This window comes from Mycolicibacterium baixiangningiae, from assembly GCF_016313185.1.
GTDB classification, from domain to species: domain Bacteria; phylum Actinomycetota; class Actinomycetes; order Mycobacteriales; family Mycobacteriaceae; genus Mycobacterium; species Mycobacterium baixiangningiae.
Genome location: NZ_CP066218.1, coordinates 3,747,910 through 3,764,316, shown reverse-complemented (window position 1 = coordinate 3,764,316; position 16,407 = coordinate 3,747,910). Strand labels below are relative to the sequence as shown.

Below are 16,407 nucleotides of genomic sequence, written 5' to 3'. Positions count from 1 at the left end.
GTCCAGCAGAAAGCAGTATCGATGTCGGCTCCGCCGCTCTTCCGCCTCGCCGACGACCGTCGAGTCTCGGTGGTGCGCGACGTGGCAGCGGTCCAGCGGGTGCTCGACGACGATCCGGTCGGCAGCTGCATGGTCGCCTCGCGGGTGGCCGATCACGGCGTCGAGCCCGGCGCGATCGGCGGCGAACTGTGGACGCGCCGCCACGCCACCGAATCGCTGTGCTACGCCGGGGCGAACCTCATCCCGCTGCGCGGTGAGCCCGCCGATATGCATGCCTTTGCCGACAAGGCCACCAGCAGCGCCAGACGGTGTTCTTCGCTGGTGGGCCGCGCCGAGCTCGTGCTCCCGATGTGGGGGCGCCTGGAACGGGCGTGGGGTCCGGCTCGCGATGTCCGCGACCATCAGCCGCTGATGGCGCTCGACACCCTGCCCACCACTCCCGTCGATCCGGCGGTGCGGCCGGTCCGCATCGACGAACTCGACGCCTACCTGGTGGCGGCCATCGACATGTTCATCGGTGAAGTGGGCGTCGACCCCCGTGCGGGCGACGGTGGCCGCGGCTACCGACGCCGTGTCGCGGGCCTGATCGCGGCGGGCCGCGCGTGGGCGCGCTTCGAGCGCGGCCAGGTCGTGTTCAAGGCGGAGGTCGGATCGCAATCGCCTGCTGTCGGCCAGATCCAGGGCGTCTGGGTCCATCCCGACTGGCGCGGCCACGGGTTGGGTACCGCAGGCACCGCGGCGCTGGCGGCCGCCGTCGTCCGCGGTGGGCGGATCGCCAGCCTCTACGTCAACAGCTACAACACGGTGGCCCGGGCGACATACGCCCGCATCGGCTTCCGTGAGGTCGGCACCTTCGCCACCGTGCTGCTCGACTGATCGCGACGGCTACGCTGACGGCCATGACTGATGCCGACGATGTCGTCCTTGACAGCAGCGCCGCCCGCCGGGAGATCGCCGACGCATTGGTGCGGGCGCTGGAACGCCGGCACGAGTTGCTCGACGCGATCGTTGCCTCCGAGGACCACGACGCGGCCGTCGAAGCGGTCGCCGCGCTGCTCGGGACATCGGCGGTCGGCGGTGAAGCAGTGCTGGGGCTGTCCTTCGACCGGTTGACGAAGGTGTCGCGGCGCCGGATCGCCGCCGAACTCGAAGACCTCGACAATCAGCTCAGCTTCACCAGGGGCGAGCGGTCGTCACACCCCGAACCTGTTGCGCTGCGGCCCTTTTCCGCCGCCGACGATCGCGACGTCTTCGCCGCGCGTACCACGGATGTCCCTTCCGCCGGTGACGGTTCGGGCGCGCCGGCCGGTGCGCTCGACGACGAGATCAGCGCTGCCGTCGACCGTGTGGACGCCGAGGAGGCGGTCTGGCTGGTCGCGATCGCCGGGGGCCAGAAGGTTGGCATGGTGTTCGGCGAACTGGCCGGCGGTGAAGTGAACGTGCGCATCTGGATCCGCCCGGAGCACCGCAAGCGGGGCTACGGGACCGCAGTGCTGCGAGCCTCGCGGTCAGAGATGGCGGCCTACTTCCCGGCGGTGCCCCTGGTGGTGCGGGCACCGGCGGCGGGAGCCTGAACCGGGATTCCCCGGGTCGGTCGCTGTGACGCCGCGAACGCGGACTCATCACAGTCGTGTCACGGTGCGCCTCCACCGAAACGCGTCGTCACATCCCTAACATCTGCCTCAATGGCAACTAAAACCTCAGCAGCAACAAGGGTCACCTGTCTGCTCACGGTGGCCACAGTTCTGGGCAGCCTGGGCTTGGCCGGCTGCACCCCCAAGCCGAACGGTCCCGAACCCACGGCGGAGGAGTTCTTCACCGCCCTGGCGACCGGCGACACCGCCGCCGCAGCCGAACTCGCCGACCGGCCCGCCGATGCCCGCGCCGCGCTCAACGAAGCCTGGGCGGGACTGCAGGCGACGCACCTCGACGCGCAGATCCTCGGTTCGAAATACTCCGAGGACACCGGGGCCATCACCTACCGCTACACGTGGCACCTGCCCAAGAACCGCACGTGGACCTACGACGGTCAGCTCAACATGGTGCGTGACGAGGGGCGCTGGGAAGTCCGTTGGGCCACAACGGGTCTGCATCCCCGGCTGGGAGAGAACCAGTCGTTCGCGCTGCGCGCCGACCCACCGCCGCGAGCCTCGGTCAACGAGCGCGGCGGCAGCGACGTGCTGGTGCCCGGCTATCGCTACCACTTCGCCCTGGACGCGAAAGCGGCCGGCGCCGAGCTGATGTCGACCGCTCGAGTGGTCGCCGACGCGCTGCGACCCTTCAACCCCACCGTCGATGCGCAGCGCCTGGCCGAACAGGCGAGCTCGATGGCCGAACCGATGAGCCTGACGATGCTCAACCAGGCCGACCACGACCGGGTGGCCGGCCTGCTCGGCCCGCGGCCGGGGGTGGTCATCACCCCGCAGGCCGACATGCTGCCCACCGACGAGCGTTTCGCGCCGGCCATCGTCAACGAGGTCAAGAAGGAGGTCGCCGACGAACTCGACGGCCGCTCCGGATGGCGGGTGGTCACCGTCAACCAGAACGGTGTCGACGTCGACGTCCTCAACGAGGTTCCGGGGGATCCGGCACCCTCGGTGACCATCAGCCTCGACCGTGCCGTGCAGACCGCCGCGCAGAACGCGGTGAACTTCACCGGCAAGCAGGCGATGATCGTCGCGATCAAGGCCTCCACCGGCGAGATACTCGCCGTCGCGCAGAACGCCGCCGCCGACGCGGAGGGCCCGCTGGCCACCATGGGGCTGTACCCGCCGGGGTCGACCTTCAAGATCGTCACCGCCGGTGCCGCGATCGAACGCGATATGGCCACCCCGAACACGCTGCTCGGCTGCCCGGGGCACATGGACATCGGCCATCGCACGGTGCCCAACTACGGCGGTTTCGATCTCGGCACGGTGCCGATGTCGCGGGCCTTCGCGAGTTCCTGCAACACCACCTTCGCCGAACTCGCCAGCCGCATGCCGCCGCGGGGGTTGACCACCGCGGCCGCCCAATACGGCATCGGCCCCGACTATCAGATCGAGGGCATCCCCACGGTGTCCGGGTCGGTGCCGCCGACCGTCAACCTCGCCGAGCGCACCGAGGACGGTTTCGGGCAGGGCAAGGTGGTGGTCAGCCCGTTCGGGATGGCGCTGGTCGCCGCGACCGTCGCCGCGGGACAGACCCCGGTGCCCCGGCTGATCGAAGGCCGCGACACCGTCATCACCGGCGAACACGGACCCGTGAGCCCCAAAGTGGTCGACTCCCTGCGCCCGATGATGCGGCTGGTGGTGACCAACGGCACCGCCAAGGATCTGGCCGACGCCGGTGACGTACGCGGGAAGACCGGGGAGGCCGAGTTCGCCGGCGGTTCCCACTCGTGGTTCGCCGGTTACCGCGGTGACCTCGCCTTCGCCGCGCTCATCGTCGGCGGCGGCAGCTCGGAGTACGCGGTGCAGATGCTGCGCGGCATGCTCGACGGACTGCCCGCCGGCTACCTGGCCTGAGTAGCCTGGAGGGGCTATGACGACCCCGGCCCACAACGGTGACGCCCGTCCCGACCCCATGCCGATGCGGATCTCCGACGCCGACCGCAACGGCACTCTGCGGCGATTACACAATGCCGTCGCGCTCGGCCTCATCGACATCGACGAGTTCGAGGAACGCTCGGCCCTCGTCTCGCAGGCACGGATGCGTTCCGATCTCGACGCGTTGGTCACCGACCTCCCGGGACCCGGGGCGATCGTCACGTCCGCCACCGACCGCGTCGAGCTGCGCGGGGTGTTCGGTTCGCTGAAGCGCCAGGGGGAGTGGATCGTGCCGACGCGGCTGGCGCTGCACCGTCGCATGGGGTCGATCGATCTCGACCTCACCCGCGCGCGGTTCGCCGGACCGATGGTCGTCATCGAACTCGACCTGAAGTTCGGCGGGCTCGACCTGCGGCTGCCCGACGGCGCGAGTGCTTCGATCGACGACGTCGAGGTGATCGTCGGGAGCGCATCCGACCACCGCAGGGACGTTCCCGCGGAGGGCAGGCCGCACGTGGTGCTCACCGGCAGGGTGGTGTGGGGCTCGGTCGACATCCGCGGCCCCCAGACGGGGTGGCTGCGCCGGCCGAGATTCCTCGGCGAGCGCGGCTGACACGGGAGTTCGATCAGCGGGGGTCGAGGACCGCGAAACTCAGCGTGGCGCGTGCGGCGAGGCGGTCACGTCCCACATCGGTGACGTCGACCGCGGTCACGATGATGCGCTTGCCCGCGCGCACGACCGTCGCCTCGGCGCGGGCGGGACCCACGACGACCGGTGCCAGGAAGTGCACGGTCATATCCGCCGTCGTGACGCTCTGTCCGTCGGCGACCAGCCGGTCGGCCAAGCGGCCGCCGGCGATGTCGATCAGGGTCGCGACGAGGCCGCCCTGCAACGCGCCGCGGGTGTTGGCCAGGTTCGGCCGGTTCTCCATCTCGACGACCATGCGCTCGTCGGTCTCCAGCAGATCGTGGATACCCAACTGGCCGAGCAGGTGGTCAGGGGTGGTCTTCATCGGGGTGGACTCGCCGAGCATCAGGGAAACGTAGCATCATTCTCCCGATAGGAGAGGCTCGTTCTCCTGGCTATCCTGGGGTCATGTCTGTGCGCACCGCCCTCCGCCCCGGCGAGCTCTCCCCGACGCTGCCGGTGCCCAAATCGATCGCGCGCCCCGAGTACGCGTGGCGGCCGACCGTCGACGAGGGCAACGAACCCTGGGTACAGACGCCCGAGGTGATCGAGAAGATGCGCATCGCCGGTCGCATCGCCGCGGGCGCCCTGGCGGAGGCGGGCAGGGCCGTCGCGCCCGGCGTCACCACCGACCACCTGGACCGCATCGCCCACGACTACATGGTCGACCACGGCGCCTACCCGTCCACTCTGGGCTACAAGGGCTTTCCGAAATCCTGCTGCACGTCGCTGAACGAGGTCATCTGCCACGGCATTCCGGACTCGACCGTCGTCGAGGACGGAGACATCGTCAACATCGACGTCACCGCGTACATCGACGGCGTCCACGGGGACACCAACGCCACCTTCCTTGCCGGCAACGTCGCCGAGGAGCACCGGCTGCTCGTCGAACGCACCCACGAGGCGACGATGCGGGCGATCAAGGCGGTCAAGCCGGGCCGCGCGCTCTCGGTGGTCGGCCGGGTCATCGAGGCGTACGCGAACCGGTTCGGATACAACGTCGTTCGCGACTTCACCGGCCACGGCATCGGCACGACATTCCACAACGGGCTGGTGGTGCTGCACTACGACCAGCCCAGCGTCGAGACCGTCATGGAACCCGGTATGACCTTCACCATCGAACCGATGATCAACCTAGGCGGGTTGGATTACGAGATCTGGAACGACGGCTGGACCGTGGTCACCAAGGACCGCAAGTGGACCGCCCAGTTCGAGCACACCCTGGTGGTCACCGAGACGGGCGCCGAGATCCTCACCCTGCCGTGACCTCGCGAGCAGACGTAAAACTGCCCGAAATGCCGCGAAAATGAGCAGTTTCACGTCTGCTCGCGCGGAGAAGGTGACCGGGGCGCTGCTCGTTGCCGGCACCACTTCCGACGCCGGGAAATCCATGATGGTGGCCGGACTGTGCCGGCTGCTGGCGCGCGAAGGTGTGCGCGTCGCGCCGTTCAAGGCGCAGAACATGTCGAACAATTCGGCGGTCACCGTCGAGGGTGGTGAGATCGGGCGGGCGCAAGCGATGCAGGCCCGCGCCGCAGGCCTGGCCCCGAGCGTGCGATTCAACCCGGTCCTGCTCAAACCGGGCAGCGACCGCACCTCCCAGCTCGTCGTGCGCGGGCGCGTGACCGGTACCGTCAGCGCGAAGGACTACATCACGCACCGCGACCGGCTTGCCGAGGTGGTGGCCGACGAACTCCGTTCTCTGCGCGAGGAATTCGACGTCGTCCTCTGTGAGGGTGCCGGCTCGCCGGCGGAGATCAACCTGCGGGGCACCGATCTGGCCAACATGGGACTGGCCCGGCGGGCCCACCTGCCGGTCCTCGTGGTCGGTGACATCGACCGGGGCGGGGTGCTGGCTCATCTGTTCGGCACCGTCGCGGTCCTGCATCCCGACGACCAGGCGCTGATCGCCGGGTTCGTGGTCAACAAGTTCCGCGGTGACCCGGCGCTGCTCGCACCCGGCCTCGACCAACTGCGCGACCTGACGGGCCGCCCGACCTACGGAGTGATCCCGTACAGCGACGACCTCTGGATGGACACCGAGGATTCCGTGTCCGTCGTGGCGGGCCGGGTCATCGGCAGGCCGGCGCCGCCGCGCGGCACCGAGGGGCTGCATGTGGCGGTACTGCGGCTGCCGCGGATCTCCAACTCGACCGACATCGAGGCGCTGGCGTGCGAGCCGGGCGTGGCGGTGCGGTGGGTGAGCGACCCGGCCGACGTGGCGGATGCGGACGTCGTCGTGTTGCCGGGCACGAAGGCCACCGTCGCCGACCTGGAATGGTTGCACGCCAACGGGTTGGCCGAACCGATCGCCGCACACGCCCGCTCCGGCCGTCCCGTCCTGGGTATCTGCGGTGGCTTCCAGATGCTCTGCCGCCGCATCGATGATTCCGTCGAATCGCGGGCCGGTGAGGTGGACGGGCTCGGGCTGGTGGATGCGGACATCGCGTTCGCCGACGAAAAGACGTTGCGGCACTGGACGACACCGTTGCACGGATACGAGATCCACCACGGTCAGGTCGTCCGCGCCGACGCCGACGACTGGGCCGGCATCGGCGTGCGCCGCGGCGCGGTGTTCGGCACCCACTGGCACGGACTGTTCGACAACGACGCGTTCCGGCGGGCCTGGCTCACCGAGGCGGCCGCCGCGGCAGGTCGGTCCGGCTTCGTGGTCGCCGGGGACGTCGACGTCTCCGCGCGCCGCGACGCCCAACTGGACGTCATGGCTGATCTGCTGCAGAGCCACCTCGACGTGGACGCCGTCGTGAACCTCCTCGACGCCGGGCCGCCGTCACGACCGACCGTCACGACCGGGCTGCGTCGGTAGGCGAAGAACGGGTAGCGCACTACTCGCGACCCTCGCCGGGTAGCGCCTTACGTTCCCTGTGATCGAGCCGGAGAAGACCGGCCCCGCATCCAGGAGCGATTGTCATGAACACCCTTTACACACAGGCGCTTCCGCTGACGAAGACGCGGACGAAAGTGGTCGTCACCGAGCACGAGGTGATGCTCGGTTCGGCGGCGGCGCTGGCGGCCCCCCACCGCGAGACGCACCGACGCAGGACGGTCGTCGCCTGGTTCGTGAGCCTGCGGCACGAGCCACGGCTCCACCCGCAGTCGCGGCGTGATTTCACCGAGTACTCGCGGATGGCGCGGGAGATGTACCGGCTCTGAGGGCACTTCGATTGACATCGCAAGGACCACAGGTTTTCTCGCCGGTCGAGTAGTGCCATACGCAGGTGCCGCCGGTCGGCCGGCGTCACAATCGCTCGACGGAGCAAATCGAGGGGGACAAGTGACCGACGGCAAGCCCTATCGCACCATGCGACTCGCCTTGGCGATGCGCGGCGGAGTCAGCCTGGCGGTGTGGATCGGGGGCGCCGTTGCCGAGCTCGACCTGTTCCGCCGGGCGTGCAACAACGAACACCTCGGGCCAGATCCGCACAACCACCGGGAGATCCGTGCCGATGTATACCGGAAACTGCTCCAGCGCACGGGCCAATACAACAAGGTCGAGATCGACATCCTCGCCGGAGCCAGCGCCGGCGGATTGAACGCGGTGCTGTTCGGCCTGGCCCAGGCGTGCGACACCGTCATGGACGACGTCGTACGGCGGACTTGGATCGAGGACGGCGGAATCTGGGAGCTGTTGCGGGAGCCCGGTTCCGGCCGGGTCGAGTCGATCCTGCGCGGGGACGGGCGGCTCTTCGAGGTCGTGCGCAAAGCATTGGGACAGATCGCCGGTGACCTCGATCCGGCGACCGTGGCCCAGTACCCGGAACAACTCATCCCCAACGGCGATTCGCCGACGCCTCGGATCGCCGTTGAACTGGCCGCGACTCTGCTCGACGATCCGCGACACCCGGAGCGTCAGAACCGTGCGCGATTCTCGTTCTCCAAGACCGGCGGCACGCTCGATTCCACCTACTCGACCATTCCGGCGCCCGCCGACCGGGTGCCTGACGAAGTCGATGTGGGTGAGAAGACCGACAAGGTCGCCGATACCGCGAGATGGCGCCGCCAGATGGCGCTCGACCGCATGGCCCTCGCCGCCAGGGCCACCTCGTCGTTCCCCGGCGCGTTCGAACCTGCGCGCATCTATGCGATGCGCTCCGGATCCGCCGCGCAGGGAGAATCGGCGCCGTTGCCGTCCGATTACGCGACCACCGAGCAGGTGACGGTCAACATGGCCCGCGCGTTCCTTTACTCGGCCGGCCGGAATGAGCCGTTCGGCGTCGTCGACGGCGGCATCTTCGACAACATCCCGATCGACCGGGCGATCCGGGCGATCCAGCGGGCGTCGGCGTCTGAACCGTCGGATCGATCGTTGGTCTACCTCGACCCGGAGCCGCCGGTGAGCCGGGGCCCGGCGCCCGACGCCCCGGAGAAGACGAGTGCCGCCAGTTGGGTGCCCGTCATCCGGAGCTCCCTGGCGTTGAAGCAACGGCAGGAGACCGCCGGCGACGAGTTGTCTTTGATCCGCGAATACAACGACCGGGTGCTGCAAACCCGCGGCAGGCTGGAGGCGCTGGCCGCCATCATGCGGGCACTGCGGCAATCCGCGGGCGACCCGGAGAGCAGGACAGCCACTTTCGTCACCGAACTCGTCCGCGACGAGTCCTACACCCAGTGCCGCATCGCCATGGACGCCCCGCGCATCGCGGGCCTGCTCACCGAGCCCTGGGCGGAGTTGTGCTACCCGCCGCGTGAGGCTGTGGACTACGTCCCGTTGCCGCACAGGGCGGCGATCCGCATCAAAAACGAAGTGGCGCTTGCCTACAACGACACAAGCATCAAATGGCAGTTGTCCACTGACGTGGTGGCCCTGCTCGATTGGGTTCGTGTCCTCATCGCGTGGGTCCGAGCGCTCGAAGACCTCATCGTCGACTACACGCTACCCGAGGACGAGGTGGTTCCACCGCTACCCGCCGAACTCGTCGACGACCACAAACGCGGGGCGCTCCTGTCCGACCTCATGTGCTGGAAGGCGGCGTTGTACCGGTGGCTGACCGTACTCGGTGAAGCCAAACACCGTGCCGTCGACGAGGTCTTGGCCCGTCCGCTGCGTAGCGAGAACAGAACCCCGGACGACAAGTATCCCCTCATCACCAGCCTGCAGGAGAGCCGCGGTGCTCAGATGAGCCTGAGCATCACTCCGCAACTGCGCAAGTTGTTGTGCGAACCCGAGGGAACACCGGAAGACCTCGATGCCGACATGTACCGACTCCTGTCAGCGCCCAACCAGTTTCGGTATCCGAGCGGTGAGTCGCTCGTCACGAGCGTCCGGGCCGGCCTCAACGCGATGCTCGAGCAGATCCGCGAACGGTCAGGTGAGGCCGTCAGAGGGCTCTACGACCCGCGCAACGACCCGCGGCCGCCGGCGCAGACACCCGAGTGGTTGGCGTATTGGGCGGAGTCGGTCTATCCGCATTTCTATCTGCCGCCGTTGGCCACCTTCGGCATCGAGCAGATCGCCAAGATCTTCGCGTCGACGGGTGTTCCGGACACGGCACACGTCATCCGATTCGACACCATCACCGGCGACGAACGACCGCGTATCGATGTTCCCCACCTCGAGAAGGCGGCCAAGGCGAAGTATCTCGGCCAGTGGGTACGGAAGACGCCGGGGGAGGCGCGCATGGTCGAGGTGTTCAAGGACACCGACGGCCTGCTCACCGCGGACGCGAAGCTGGCCGGTAATGCGCTGAACCGCTTCGGTGGATTCTTCCTGTGGCACTGGCGCGAAAACGATTGGCACTGGGGCCGTTTGGATGCCGCGGCAGGTATCGTGCGCCTCCTCGCCAACCGCAGCAAGTTCGAGGGCGGCTTGCCCGCAGCCGGCGTCGGACAGTTGCAGGCCGCGGTCAACGCCACCACCGATCTGCGGCGTGAGTACATCGAACTGAAGACCAAGGAACTACAGGACGACATCCTCGCGGAGTCCGCCGAACAACAAGCGCAATTCATCGTGAAGCAGCCCGGACGGGCGGATTCCACACCACCACCACCACTGGTGACGACGGTGGGCGGTGAATCACTGAGTGTGGTCGGTCCGCGTTACCGGTTCGCGTTGGCCTCGCGCGTGGTGCCCCTGGTGTACCGCGCACTGTGGCCGGGCAACAGTTCGCCGTATTCGGTCGGCGGCGCCTTGAGCCGCATGGGAAACATCGCCATCCGCCCCGTCGCCGTCGCCCTGCCACTGGTCGCGGACCCCTTGCGGCTCGCCATCGCCGTGATCACCGTGCTGGCGACCGCAGGCGCTCTGGGCGTCAGCGTCACCGGCGGGTTCATCCATGGATTCTCGGCGGTGGTGCTGTCGGCCCTCGGCATCTTGATCGCCGCCCGGACATGGCGGGCCGGCAAGAACTGGCGAACCCTGGGCCGGAAACTCGATTCGATCGGCCGACAGTATCCGCAGCTCGATGTCGAGGCCGGCTGGGCGTCGCTTCTTCGGGGCGCCCACACCGGGCGGTGGCGGGCGGCGTCGTGGGTCCTGGTCGCCTGCTGCGTGAGCCTGGCGACGGTGTTCGGCATGGCGGCGGCCCGCCCCACGCCACTGGCTCCGTTCGCGGCGGCCGAATCGATCCTCGCGATCGTCGCCGTCATCCTGGGAGTGCAGCACTGGCTCAACCAACGCGCGCTTCGGATCGTCGACTCGAAGTCGGCGGTGCAGAGCAGAAGTCGCATCGCGATGTGGATCGTGACGCTGGCGGTCGGCGTCGCAGTCGCCGTGGTGCCGATGGTGCCCATCGTGGTCTCGTTCCTCGCGTCGCCGGCGGCCGATGGCCCACGGTCGAGCCTTCTGGCGGCCGGTGTGGGGACCGCCGCACTCACCGCCGTGTCGCTGTGGGGGTGGGCCGACAAGACGTGGTCGGCCTGTGCCATCGCCGGTGCGGCGGTCCTCGGAGCCGGCGTCCAGATCCTCCTGGAGCACATCACCGAGAGATTTCCGCTGTGGGATCTCGGCCCGGTGGCGGTGTGGTTGGTCGCCGTCAGCGCGATCACCCAGCGGTTGCCGCATCGCGAGGTGGACTACGGCCAGCCGCCGATGCAGAATCCCGTCCGGTCGGCCGCTCCAGCCGGGGTGTCCGACGACAACGTCGTGTCCCTCGTCGGTGACAACGCTGCCTGACCGGCAGGTCGTCGCGCCGGTAGCCTGACGCCATGACCGGGTGGCGTGCGGTGCCGTGTGCACTGCTGCTGTGCGGAGTGCTCGCCGCGTGCACCACCACGGTGACGGGCACACCGACCTGGCCGGGTGCCCGCCTGGAGAAGGTGGTGCTCACCGCCGCGGATTTCCCGGACGGGGTGCAGTACGACCGCATCGTCGAGGAGCCCGCCGAGTCCGGCGCGGCGAGCGGTCCACCGCCGATGCTCTCGCGCCCCGAGGGGTGCTCCGACGGGCTGACCCGGGTGATCGAGAGTTCGGCGCAACGCGGACCGGGCAGCGCGGCGAAGTACGTCGCCGCCTACGACGGGGCGCGCTCAGTGATGACGGTGCTGACGTGGCGGCTCGACGTCGACCAGCTCGCCGCCGCCGCCGAACGGTGCGCCCGCTATGAGACGTTCTTCGACCTGACCGATGCGGGCATCCCGATGACCACCACCCGCATCGACGGCACGCGGCCCGACGCCCTGGTGTACCGGCAGACCATGACACTCTCCGGCGTCGACAACAGTGTGTACTTCAGCTTCGAGAACATCGGCACCATGGCGGTGTTCGGGATCGCCTTTCCCACACCGAATCCTGAGATCACCGCCAAAGGTGCCCTGCCGCAGACGTTTCTGGACACCGCCACCCGCCAGGCCGAGCGCATCGACGCCGATTGAGACCGGCGCAACACCAAAAACTCCACCCGCCGGCGCAGCGTTGCCGGTAGCGTGGCCGAATGCTCTCCTCCATGGTCACCGTCGACGGTTTCCCCGTGCCGGTGGACGTGTCAGGTCCCGAGAAGGGCTCGGCGGTGGTGTTGCTCGGGGCCGCCCAGCACTCGCCCGCGGCGTACGACGGAATCTGCCAGCGGTTGCACACCGCGTCGTTGCGCACCGTGGTGATCGGCGCCGATGCCCGGCTCACGGGTAAGGCCGTCGTCGGCATCCTCGACGCGCTCGATGTCCGGTGGGCCCTGCTCGTGGGCGACCGACACGGCGGCGAACTGGCCTGGGAGCTGGCCGCCACGCGGCTGGACCGGTTCATCGGGCTGGTCGTGATCGACCGGGGGCATCCGCGGGTGCCCGATCCGACCGGGGCGGTCCGCGACGAACACTGCCCACCGGTGGAGATGAACACCACGGCGCTGGTCAGCACCCCGGCATCCCGGTCGGTGGCGAAAGCCAGCCAGCGCTTCGTATACGCGGACTACCGCCTCGTCGACCTGCTGGGCCGGCGCAACGCCGCCGACTCCACCGCGCAGCTCGCTGCCGAGATCGTGATGCGCACCAGCACCTGGTGACTTAGGCGGGCGTCTCCTCCGGCGTCCACGCCTGCGGCAGACCCGGCTGCATGGGAAACAGGAAATCCACGAAAGCCGCTGCTGTGGGCTGTGGTTCGTGATTTGCCAGCCCCGGCCGTTCGTTGGCTTCGATGAAGACGTAGTCGACACCGGTGACCTCGGGCACCAACAGATCGATCCCGGTCACGGGGATGCCGATCGCCTCCGCGGCGGCGACCGCCACGCGGCACAGCGCCGGGTTCACCTCCGCGGTCACATCGTGGATGGTGCCACCCTGATGCAGGTTGGCCGTCCGGCGTACGCGCAGCCGCTGTCCCTCGGGCAGTACGTCGTCCAGTGACCAGCCGGCTTCCTTGACGGTGCTCTCGGTGATCTTGTCCATCGGGATCTGCGATTCGCCCCCCGTCGCGGCCGCCCGCCGCCGGCTCTGGGTCTCGGTGAGTTCGCGGATGGTGTGCGTGCCGGTGCCCAGGACCTCCGGCGGCATTCGCAACGCAGCCGCGACCACCTTGCGGTCGATCACCACCAGGCGCAGATCGTCGCCCGGCGCACGTTGTTCGATCAACACGTCGGGATGTTGTTCGCGGGCGCGCGCCAGTGCCGCGTCGAGCTCCTCGGGGCCGTCGATACCGACGGTGATGCCCTTGCCCTGCTCCCCTCGGGTGGGTTTGACCACCACGTCACCGACCTCGGCGAGGAACGTGTGGTCCTCCTCGTCGAATGTCGCGAGCCGTCCCCTGGGGACGGTGATACCCGCCTCCGAGACGAGCCGCCGGGTCTGACGCTTGTCGTCGCAGCGCGCCATCGCCACCGCGGAGGTGAACTCCGACAGTGACTCCCGGGTGATGACACTTCGTCCACCGTGGCTCAGCCGCATCTCGCCTGCACCCGCATCGAGCACCTCGACCCAGATACCTCGCCGGATCGCCTCGTCGGCGATGATGCGTGCGTACGGGTTGAGGTCGTCGATCGTCTCGGGGGAGTGGGTGAACAACGGTTCGTTGATCGCGTTCTTGCGCTTGACCGCCAGCACCGGCACGCGCTGGAAGCCGAGCTTCTCGTAGAGCGCGATTGCCGCGGTGTTGTTGTGCGCCACCGACAGATCCATATAGGAGCGTCCGCGGTCACGGAACAGCTGGGCGAGCGCGCGGGTGAGTGCGGCGCCCACGCCCGGGAGGCTCGACGTCGGGTCGACGGCAAGCGTCCACAGGCTCGACCCGTCCTCCGGATCGTTGAACAGCCGCTTGTGGTCCACGCCGGTCACCGTGCCGATGACGCTGCCGTCGTCGTCGCGCACCGCCACCAGGTAGTCGACCGCGTCGGCGTTGTTGTGGTTGTCCCAGATGATGGCGGTCGGTGCGGGCACCATCCCGCACTGCACGTACACCCGGTTCATCGCATCGGCGTCGGACGGTTCGCGCAGCGACCGGACGGTGAATCCCACGGGTTTACCTGCGGCGGTGTCCTCGTGCTCGGGAAAGCGCAACCGGTAGGTGTGGCTCGGATCGATGAACAGCTCCGAGGGTGAGCGCGCCACCAGCACGTGCGATTCGCGCGCGTAGATGCAGATGTCGCGCCGGCCCGGGCCCTCGTGCTGCAGCACCTTGGCCAGCTTCTCCGGATCGGCGAAAGTCTGACCGAAAATCAATCGGCCCCAACCCAATTCGAGCACGACGTCGTCGGCCATCGCGTCCACCAGGTGCTGCGGCGAAGCATCGTGCAACCCGAGTGTGATGGCCTCGGTGTGATCGCTGTCCGGGTCCAGGTGGGAGCCGAGGTTGGTCATGCGGCCGGACCCGTGATCCCGTGCCGCTGCAACCACAACTCCAGCAGTCCGATCTGCCACAGCTCGTTGCCGCGCAGCGGGGTCAGGCGGCCGTTCGGGTCGGCCAGTAGACGGTCGACCGCCTCGGGCCGGAACAGGTCGCGTTCCTTGGCCGCCGGTGCGGACAGGGCGTCGCGCAGGAGTTCGAGGTAGGGGCCTTCGAGGTGGGTGAGCGCGGGCACCGGGAAGTAACCCTTAGGCCGGTCGATGACCTCCGCCGGAACGACCCGGCGCGCGGCCTCCTTCAGCACACCCTTACCGCCCTGTGCGGTCTTGTACTCCGGGGGGCAGGTGGCGGCCAGTTCGACCAGCTCGTGGTCGAGGAACGGAACCCGGCCCTCCAGACCCCAGGCCATCGTCATGTTGTCGACGCGTTTGACCGGGTCGTCGACCAGCATCACGGTGGTGTCGAGGCGGAGCGCCCGGTCCACGCCGGTCGCGGCGCCCTCGCGCGCGAAGTGCTCGGTGACGAAGCGGCCGCTGGGGTCGCCTGCGGCGAAATACGGGGGATTGATGAGTGCGCCGACGGCGTCCGGGTCGCGGTCGAAGAACGCCGCCCGGTAGCTGGCGACCGAACCCCCGAGCGACGCTGCGCCGGGTTCGGCCATCGGCGGATACCAGTGGTACCCGGCGAAGACCTCGTCGGCGCCCTGCCCGGACTGGACCACCTTGACGTACTTGGCCACCTCCTGGCTGAGCAGGTAGAAGGCCACGCAGTCGTGGCTGACCATCGGCTCGCTCATGGCGCCGATCGCACCGTCGAGTGCGGGCAGCATGCGTGCGGTGTCGATACGGATCTGGTGGTGGTCGGTCCCGAAGCGCTGCGCGACGATGTCGGAGTACTTGAACTCGTCGCCCGCCACCCCGTTGACCGACTCGAATCCGATCGAGAACGTCTGCAGGCCGGCCTGACCCGCCTCCGCGAGCAGGCCGACGATCAGGCTGGAGTCGACGCCGCCGGACAGCAGGCAGCCCACGGGCACGTCGGAGACCAGCCGCCGCTCGACGGCGCGTCGCAGCGCGGTCAGCACCGCGTCCTCCCAGTCGCGCTCTGACCAGTCGGCGCGGTCGCCGTGCCGCGTGAAGTCCGGGGTCCAGTACGTGGTGGTGGTGCGCCGGCCGTCGGGTTCGATGGCCACCAGCGAGGCGGGCGGCACCTTCTTCACCCCGCGCAGGATGGTCAGTGGCGGCGGCACGACGGAGTGGAAGGACAGGTAGTGGTGCAGAGCGACCGGGTCGATGCGGGTGTCGACGCCGCCGCCGGCGACCAGCGCGGGCAGCGTCGAGGCGAATCGGATCCGGTTCGCGTCCTCGGAGATGTAGAGCGGTTTGATCCCCAGCCGGTCGCGGCCCAGCAGGACGCGTCCGCTGTCTCGTTCGACGATCGCGAACGCGAACATCCCGTAGAGGCGGTCGACGAACCGGTCACCCCAGTGGTGGTAGGCCTTGAGCAGCACCTCGGTATCGCTGGTCGAGAAGAACCGGTAGCCGTGGCCGCTGAGTTCGGTGCGCAGCTGCTGATAGTTGTAGATGCAGCCGTTCCAGGCGATCGTCAGCCCGAGGTCGGCATCGACCATGGGCTGCGAACCGGCCTCGGACAGGTCGATGATCTTGAGGCGACGGTGTCCGAGCGCGACCCGGCCCTGCGACCAGGCGCCGGAACCGTCCGGACCGCGGCGGGTCAACGTCTCGGCCATCGCCGAGACGGCGGCTAGATCAGGGGTTTTGCCGTCGAGGCGTACCTCGCCGGTGGCTCCACACATCGCCTAGACCCTACCGCGACCGCGTCGGGGGTGCCTGACAGCTGCGTCAATCGGGACATCGCACTTTCGTTTGACGGACACCGCAGTGGCGTACCCACCTGGCGCTGCGGTATGCGCTCCGAATGGTCTACCTCACATTCGTCACGCGCCG

At 68.7% G+C, this 16,407-nt stretch carries 13 protein-coding genes; 10 read left to right on the top strand and 3 right to left on the bottom strand.

What is annotated here, in order from left to right; genetic code table 11:
• Nucleotides 1-21: 21 nt before the first annotated feature.
• The 4 genes from I7X18_RS17730 to I7X18_RS17715 all read left to right on the top strand — a co-directional run bounded on the left by I7X18_RS17730 (nt 22) and on the right by I7X18_RS17715 (nt 4,140).
• Nucleotides 22-876, top strand: coding sequence for a GNAT family N-acetyltransferase (locus tag I7X18_RS17730; protein ID WP_193043366.1), 855 nt, complete (start codon nt 22-24; stop codon nt 874-876).
• 23 nt (nt 877-899) lie between these two features.
• A complete protein-coding gene (locus I7X18_RS17725) occupies nt 900-1,574 on the top strand; it encodes a GNAT family N-acetyltransferase (RefSeq protein ID WP_193043365.1) in 675 nt (224 codons plus the stop codon).
• A gap of 111 nt (nt 1,575-1,685) precedes the next feature.
• Nucleotides 1,686-3,506: a penicillin-binding transpeptidase domain-containing protein gene (locus I7X18_RS17720; RefSeq protein WP_193043364.1), complete on the top strand. Its 1,821-nt coding sequence runs from the start codon at nt 1,686-1,688 to the stop codon at nt 3,504-3,506.
• A gap of 16 nt (nt 3,507-3,522) precedes the next feature.
• The gene (locus I7X18_RS17715) at nt 3,523-4,140 is read left to right on the top strand and encodes a DUF1707 SHOCT-like domain-containing protein (RefSeq protein WP_193043363.1); all 618 of its coding nucleotides are present in this window, start codon (nt 3,523-3,525) and stop codon (nt 4,138-4,140) included.
• Nucleotides 4,141-4,153: 13 nt separating this feature from the next.
• Here the strand turns inward: I7X18_RS17715 and I7X18_RS17710 are convergent, their stop codons facing one another.
• Nucleotides 4,154-4,540, bottom strand: coding sequence for a PaaI family thioesterase (locus I7X18_RS17710; protein WP_193043972.1), 387 nt, complete (start codon nt 4,538-4,540; stop codon nt 4,154-4,156).
• Between the two features lie 83 nt (nt 4,541-4,623).
• On the opposite strand from I7X18_RS17710, the gene map reads away from it, so the two are divergent.
• The 6 genes from map (at nt 4,624) to I7X18_RS17680 (ending at nt 12,668) form a co-directional block, all read left to right on the top strand.
• The gene (map, locus tag I7X18_RS17705; RefSeq protein ID WP_193043362.1) at nt 4,624-5,481 is read left to right on the top strand and encodes a type I methionyl aminopeptidase; all 858 of its coding nucleotides are present in this window, start codon (nt 4,624-4,626) and stop codon (nt 5,479-5,481) included.
• A gap of 40 nt (nt 5,482-5,521) precedes the next feature.
• A complete protein-coding gene (locus I7X18_RS17700; protein WP_193043361.1) occupies nt 5,522-7,042 on the top strand; it encodes a cobyric acid synthase in 1,521 nt (506 codons plus the stop codon).
• A 104-nt stretch (nt 7,043-7,146) separates the two neighbouring features.
• A complete protein-coding gene (locus tag I7X18_RS17695) occupies nt 7,147-7,389 on the top strand; it encodes a hypothetical protein (protein ID WP_193043360.1) in 243 nt (80 codons plus the stop codon).
• Between the two features lie 121 nt (nt 7,390-7,510).
• On the top strand, nt 7,511-11,347 hold the full coding sequence (locus I7X18_RS17690; RefSeq protein WP_193043359.1) for a DUF3376 domain-containing protein: 3,837 nt from the start codon (nt 7,511-7,513) through the stop codon (nt 11,345-11,347).
• Between the two features lie 32 nt (nt 11,348-11,379).
• A complete protein-coding gene (locus I7X18_RS17685; protein ID WP_193043358.1) occupies nt 11,380-12,045 on the top strand; it encodes a hypothetical protein in 666 nt (221 codons plus the stop codon).
• A 59-nt stretch (nt 12,046-12,104) separates the two neighbouring features.
• Nucleotides 12,105-12,668 (top strand): alpha/beta fold hydrolase, encoded by a 564-nt coding sequence (locus tag I7X18_RS17680; protein WP_193043357.1) that lies wholly within the window; start codon nt 12,105-12,107, stop codon nt 12,666-12,668.
• Between the two features lies 1 nt (nt 12,669).
• Here I7X18_RS17680 and ngg read toward each other — a convergent pair whose 3' ends face one another.
• Both ngg and I7X18_RS17670 read right to left on the bottom strand, forming a co-directional pair.
• Entirely contained in the window at nt 12,670-14,454 is a 1,785-nt protein-coding gene (gene ngg, locus I7X18_RS17675; protein ID WP_193043356.1) for an N-acetylglutaminylglutamine synthetase, read from the bottom strand.
• Nucleotides 14,451-16,256, bottom strand: a complete 1,806-nt coding sequence (locus I7X18_RS17670; protein WP_193043355.1) for an N-acetylglutaminylglutamine amidotransferase — start codon at nt 16,254-16,256, stop codon at nt 14,451-14,453. The genes ngg and I7X18_RS17670 overlap by 4 nt, the downstream gene beginning before the upstream one ends.
• Nucleotides 16,257-16,407: the final 151 nt, after the last annotated feature.

Coding starts and splice junctions, on each gene's coding strand:
- I7X18_RS17700 (WP_193043361.1), top strand. CDS start 5,522: ATGAGCAGTTTCACGTCTGCTCGCGCGGAGAAGGTGACCGGGGCGCTG.
- map (WP_193043362.1), top strand. CDS start 4,624: ATGTCTGTGCGCACCGCCCTCCGCCCCGGCGAGCTCTCCCCGACGCTG.
- I7X18_RS17695 (WP_193043360.1), top strand. CDS start 7,147: ATGAACACCCTTTACACACAGGCGCTTCCGCTGACGAAGACGCGGACG.
- ngg (WP_193043356.1), bottom strand. CDS start 14,454: ATGACCAACCTCGGCTCCCACCTGGACCCGGACAGCGATCACACCGAG.
- I7X18_RS17710 (WP_193043972.1), bottom strand. CDS start 4,540: ATGAAGACCACCCCTGACCACCTGCTCGGCCAGTTGGGTATCCACGAT.
- I7X18_RS17725 (WP_193043365.1), top strand. CDS start 900: ATGACTGATGCCGACGATGTCGTCCTTGACAGCAGCGCCGCCCGCCGG.
- I7X18_RS17670 (WP_193043355.1), bottom strand. CDS start 16,256: ATGTGTGGAGCCACCGGCGAGGTACGCCTCGACGGCAAAACCCCTGAT.
- I7X18_RS17715 (WP_193043363.1), top strand. CDS start 3,523: ATGACGACCCCGGCCCACAACGGTGACGCCCGTCCCGACCCCATGCCG.
- I7X18_RS17730 (WP_193043366.1), top strand. CDS start 22: ATGTCGGCTCCGCCGCTCTTCCGCCTCGCCGACGACCGTCGAGTCTCG.
- I7X18_RS17720 (WP_193043364.1), top strand. CDS start 1,686: ATGGCAACTAAAACCTCAGCAGCAACAAGGGTCACCTGTCTGCTCACG.
- I7X18_RS17685 (WP_193043358.1), top strand. CDS start 11,380: ATGACCGGGTGGCGTGCGGTGCCGTGTGCACTGCTGCTGTGCGGAGTG.
- I7X18_RS17680 (WP_193043357.1), top strand. CDS start 12,105: ATGCTCTCCTCCATGGTCACCGTCGACGGTTTCCCCGTGCCGGTGGAC.